5 protein-coding genes are annotated in these 5,033 nt (G+C 70.5%); 2 read left to right on the forward strand and 3 right to left on the reverse strand.

Going from position 1 to position 5,033, the window contains the following annotated elements; genetic code table 11:
* Positions 1 to 67: 67 nt before the first annotated feature.
* From purL to purS, 3 genes are read right to left on the reverse strand one after another with little or no spacing between them, the layout of a single operon-like run.
* Entirely contained in the window at positions 68 to 2,353 is a 2,286-nt protein-coding gene (gene purL / locus H0X00_RS21415; RefSeq protein ID WP_293774657.1) for a phosphoribosylformylglycinamidine synthase subunit PurL, read from the reverse strand.
* Positions 2,350 to 3,087 (reverse strand): phosphoribosylformylglycinamidine synthase subunit PurQ, encoded by a 738-nt coding sequence (purQ, locus tag H0X00_RS21420; protein WP_293774659.1) that lies wholly within the window; start codon positions 3,085 to 3,087, stop codon positions 2,350 to 2,352. Before purQ ends, purL begins: the two co-directional genes overlap by 4 nt.
* Complete coding sequence (gene purS, locus H0X00_RS21425) at positions 3,084 to 3,332, reverse strand: phosphoribosylformylglycinamidine synthase subunit PurS (protein WP_367186728.1); 249 nt, start codon at positions 3,330 to 3,332, stop codon at positions 3,084 to 3,086. Before purS ends, purQ begins: the two co-directional genes overlap by 4 nt.
* A 143-nt stretch (positions 3,333 to 3,475) precedes the next feature.
* On the opposite strand from purS, the gene galE reads away from it, so the two are divergent.
* Both galE and H0X00_RS21435 read left to right on the forward strand, forming a co-directional pair.
* Complete coding sequence (galE, locus tag H0X00_RS21430) at positions 3,476 to 4,435, forward strand: UDP-glucose 4-epimerase GalE (RefSeq protein ID WP_293774662.1); 960 nt, start codon at positions 3,476 to 3,478, stop codon at positions 4,433 to 4,435.
* Between the two features lie 275 nt (positions 4,436 to 4,710).
* Positions 4,711 to 5,033, forward strand: a 323-nt coding sequence (locus tag H0X00_RS21435) for a hypothetical protein (protein WP_293774663.1), incomplete at its 3' end; no start/stop codon positions are given.

Raw genomic sequence — 5,033 nt, forward strand, 5'->3', positions numbered from 1 at the left:
GTCCCAGGCCGCGAGGGCGACCCGGCCCGCTGCCGGGTCGACCCGGCGACGGGGCGGCATCGAGGTCTCAGGACTCCATCGCGGCGGGCAGCGTGGCCGTGTGCGCCGCCCGCAGGTCGGCCAGCGGGATCTCGATGTCGGCGTTGATCCGCAGCGTGGACCCGCCGACGTAGCCGATCTCGGTGACCGTGACGCCGTGCATCTCGGCGAAGGCCTCAACCGCGTAGCGGTGCGGGGCGGCCACCGTGACGATCGCGCGCGCCGCGGACTCGGAGAACAACGCGACGAAGGGCTCGAGCCCGGACGGCAGCTCCACCCGAGCCCCGAGGCCACCGCGCAGGCAGCACTCGACCAGGCCTTGGGCCAGTCCGCCCTCGGACAGGTCGTGGGCGGAGGCGAACACGCCCTGCTCGGCCCCCTCGACCAGCATCGAGGCCAGCGAGCGCTCGGACTCGAGGTCGACCATCGGCGGGGTGCCGCCGAGGTGACCGTGCACCACGTGCGCCCACTCCGAACCGTCGAGTTCCTCGCGGGTCTCCCCGAGCAGCAGGATCGCGTCGCCATCGGTCGCGAACGCCATGGGCACCCGGGCGCGGACGTCGGGCATCACCCCGAGCACGCCGACCACCGGCGTGGGGAGGATCGCGGTCTCGCCGGTCTGGTTGTAGAACGAGACGTTGCCGCCGGTGACCGGCACCCCGAGCGCGAGGCAGCCGTCGGCCAGCCCGCGCACGGCCTCGGCGAACTGCCACATCACCCCGGTGTCCTCGGGCGAGCCGAAGTTCAGGCAGTCGGTCACCGCCAACGGGCGGGCGCCCTTGGCCGCGACGTTGCGGTACGCCTCGGCCAGCGCGAGTTGCGCCCCGGCGTAGGGGTCGAGCCGGGCGAAGCGGCCGTTGCAATCGGTGGAGATCGCGACCCCGAGGCCGGTCGCCTCGTCGATGCGCACGATGCCGGCATCGTCCGGCATCGCGAGCACGGTGTTGCCGAGCACGTAGCGGTCGTACTGCGAGGTGATCCAGCTCTTGTCGCAGAGGTTGGGGGCGCCGGCCATCCGCAGGATGGTGGTGCTCAGCTCGGCCGGGGTGTTCGGACGGAGTAGACCTGACGTTCCGTCAGCCTGGAGGGCGTCCTGGTCCGCGGGCCGGGCGTAGGGGCGCTCGTAAACCGGGCCCTCGTGGGCAACCGTGCGCGGCGGGACGTCGACGACGATCTCCCCGCGCCACTCGACCGTGAGCCGGCCGGAGTCGTTGACCTCGCCGATCACGACCGCCTCGACGTCCCACTTGCCGCACAGCGCCATGAAGGCGTCCACGTGGCGCGGCTCGACGATTGCGCACATCCGCTCCTGCGACTCGCTCATGAGGATCTCCTCGGGAGCGAGCGTGGAGTCGCGCAGCGGGACCCGGTCGAGCACGACGTGCATGCCGCCGGCGCCGGCCGAGGCCAGCTCGGTGGTGGCGCAGGACAGCCCGGCCCCACCGAGGTCCTGGATGCCGACGACCAGGTCGGCGGCGAAGATCTCCAGGCAGCACTCGATGAGCACCTTCTCGGCGAACGGGTCACCGACCTGCACGCTCGGGCGCTTGGACGGGCCATCGGCGTCGAAGGTCTCCGACGCCAGCACCGAGACCCCGCCGATTCCGTCGCCACCGGTGCGGGCACCGAACAGGATCACCTGATTGCCAGGGCCGGAAGCTTTGGCCAGCTTGATGTCCTCGTGCCGCATCACGCCCACGCAGAGGGCGTTCACCAGCGGGTTGCCGAGGTAGGTGGGGTCGAAGACCACCTCGCCGCCGATGTTCGGCAGGCCCAGGCAGTTCCCGTAACCACCGATGCCGGCCACGATCCCGGGCAGCACCCGGCGGGTGTCCTCGGCCTCCAGCGGGCCGAAGCGCAGCGGGTCCATCACGGCGACCGGACGGGCGCCCATCGTGAGGATGTCGCGCACGATGCCGCCGATGCCGGTGGCCGCACCCTGGTAGGGCTCGACGTAGCTCGGGTGATTGTGCGACTCGACCTTGAAGGTGACGGCGTAGCCGTCGCCGATGTCGACCACGCCGGCGTTCTCGCCCATGCCGACCATCACGGCGCCTGCGGCGCCGGGCGCCTTCTCCCCACGGCGTTGATCGATTTGCTCGGCAAGCCTCGCAAACTGGCGCAGGTGCACCTTGGAGGACTTGTAGGAGCAGTGCTCGCTCCACATCACCGAGTACATCGCGAGTTCGCAACTGGTCGGCCGGCGGCCGAGGATCTCGTGGATGCGGGTGTACTCGTCGGGCTTGAGACCGAGGTCGGCGAAGGGCTGCTCGAGGCCGGGGGTGGTCTCGGCGGTCTTGACACTGTCGATCATGCGGTCACCATGCTCGGCGCGAGCAGGCCGCCCAGCACCGAGGTGAACACCACCAGCCCGTCGACGCTGGGCCCGGTCAATTCCTCCACTGCATGCTCCGGGTGCGGCATCATCCCGACCACGTTGCCGGCCTCATTGCGGATGCCGGCGATGTCGTCGCGGGAGCCGTTGGGATTGCCGTTGATGTAGCGGAAGACGATCCGCCCGAGGGTCTCCAACCATTCCAGCGTCTCGGGGTCGGCGATGTAGCCACCCTCCCCGTTCTTGACGGGGACCAGGATTTCCTGACCCATCCTCAGATCCTGGGTCCACGAGGTGTCGACGTTCTCCACCCGCAGCCACTGGTCGCGGCAGACGAAGTGCCGGTGGTCGTTGCGGATCAGGGCGCCGGGCAGCAGGTGGGACTCACAGAGCACCTGGAAGCCGTTGCAGATGCCGAGCACCGGGAGGCCGCGACCGGCGCCGGCGATGATCGACCCCATGACGGGAGAGAACCGGGCGATCGCACCGCAGCGCAGGTAGTCGCCGTAGGAGAACCCGCCGGGCAGCACGACCGCGTCGACGCCGTGCAGGTCCTTGTCCCGGTGCCAGAGCCGGACCGGCTCACCGCCGGCGATCCGGACCGCGCGGGCGGCGTCCCCGTCGTCCAGGGAGCCGGGAAAGGTGACGACCCCGACCCGAGCACTTCGTGCGGCGCTGCTGTGCACATGTGTTCGCTCGCTGCGCTCGCTCACTGCTCGACCCGGACGACGAACTCCTCGATCACCGTGTTGGCCAGCAACGTCTCCGCCATCTGCTCGACCTGGGCGAGGGCGGCAGCGTCCACCTCTCCGTCGATCTCGACCTCGAACCTCTTGCCCTGCCGGACCGCGGAGACCGCCGCGAAACCCATGCGCCCCAAGGCTTTCTGGATCGCCTGCCCCTGCGGATCGAGGATCTCGGGCTTCGGCATCACGTCGACCACTACCCGGCTCGTCACGCGCGCCTCGCTGCGCTCGGCGGGCGTGCTCACAGAGAGGCTCCGCCCATTGTTCGCTCGCTACGCTCGCTCACGAGGCTCCTTATAACGTCAGTGCGGAAGGATGGCTGAAGGCTACCCGCCCGCCCGAAGTGAGGATCACCGTGAAGCTGCTGGTCACCGGTGGCGCCGGTTACATCGGCAGCGTCGTCACCTCGCTGCTGCTCGACGCAGGGCACCAGGTGACCGTCCTCGACGACCTGTCCACCGGCCACCAGGACGCGATCCCGGCCGGTGCGGGGTTCGTCCGGGCCCGGGTGCACGACGCCGCCGAGGTGCTCGATCCCACCTACGAGGCCGTCCTGCACTTCGCCGCCAAGTCCCTGGTCGGGGAGTCGGTGGCCCGCCCGGAGCTCTACTGGGAGAACAACGTCGTCGGGTCGCTGGCGCTGCTGGACGCGATGCGGGGCCACGGGGTGCGCCGGCTGGTGTTCTCCTCCACCGCGGCGACCTACGGCGAGCCGGCCACCATGCCGATCACCGAGGACACCCCGCCCCGGCCGACCAACCCGTACGGGATGACCAAGCTCACCATCGACATGGCCATCGCGGCCGAGTGCGCGGCCCACGGGCTGGGCGCGTTCAGCCTGCGGTACTTCAACGTCGCCGGCGCCCACCTCGGAGCCGGCGCCGACCTCGGCGAGCGGCACGATCCCGAGACCCACCTGATCCCGAACCTGCTCAAGGTCGCCAGCGGGGTCAGCCCCGAGGCCAAGCTGTTCGGCTCGGACTACCCGACGCGCGACGGCACCTGCGTCCGCGACTACATCCACGTCACCGACCTGGCCGACGCCCACGTCCGGGCGCTGAAGAGGACTAGGGCGGACATTCACGACATCTGCAACCTCGGCAGTGGCGAGGGGTTCACTGTGCGTGAGGTTCTGGACGCGGTCCGGCAGGTCACCGGGCACCCTGTCCCGGCCGCCGACCACCCCCGCCGACCGGGTGACCCGCCGACGCTGATCGCCTCCAACGCCCGCGCCCGCGAGCTGCTGAGCTGGGCGCCGACCCGGGACATCACACAGATGGCCGCCGATGCCTGGAAGTTCACCCAGAATCATTGACTGACCAGGCGATTCGCCGGAGTTGTCGGGCTCGGGACGGTGTGCGGATCGGCCGGTTGTCGAGCCCCCTTCGGCCATTCGACGGACAACGAATCGGGCGGCGGTGCACATACCGGTCGCAGGCGCTGGTGGTGTCGCTGATCAAGACACAAGAGTTGCTCGAATCACCGGACGCCACGCTGGGGCCGTGCCTACTCTCAGTTATCACCAAGGCTGTGCGGTGAGTTCATTGCAGGGGCTCCGGGGGGAGCCTCGAATAGCGGGGCGGGTGGGGGATGGCTACGTCCAAGATCGGTGTCCAGGGCGCTCGCGTGCCCACGGACGCCGCATTGATCGCCGCGGCGCGCCGCGGGGACGGCGACGCGTTCGACTCCCTCGCCGACCGCCACCGTGACGCCGCCCTGAAGCTGGTCCGGCGCTCCATGAACGGTTCCGCCGAAGAGCTGGTCGACGCTGCGGTCGCCGCCGTGCGCACCGAGATGCGCGCCGGCACCGGCCCCGCGACCGCCTTCCGGCCCTACCTGTTGACCACCCTGCGCCGCCAGAACTCCGGCCCGCGCCGGGCCCGCCGCACCCGGACCGGGACCGCCAGTTCCGC

The sequence above is a fragment of the Sporichthya sp. genome, from assembly GCF_013815995.1.
GTDB lineage: Bacteria > Actinomycetota > Actinomycetes > Sporichthyales > Sporichthyaceae > Sporichthya.

What these genes read in the sequence shown, in the direction of transcription:
- purL (WP_293774657.1), bottom strand. Translation starts at nt 2,353, where the DNA reads ATGATCGACAGTGTCAAGACCGCCGAGACCACCCCCGGCCTCGAGCAG.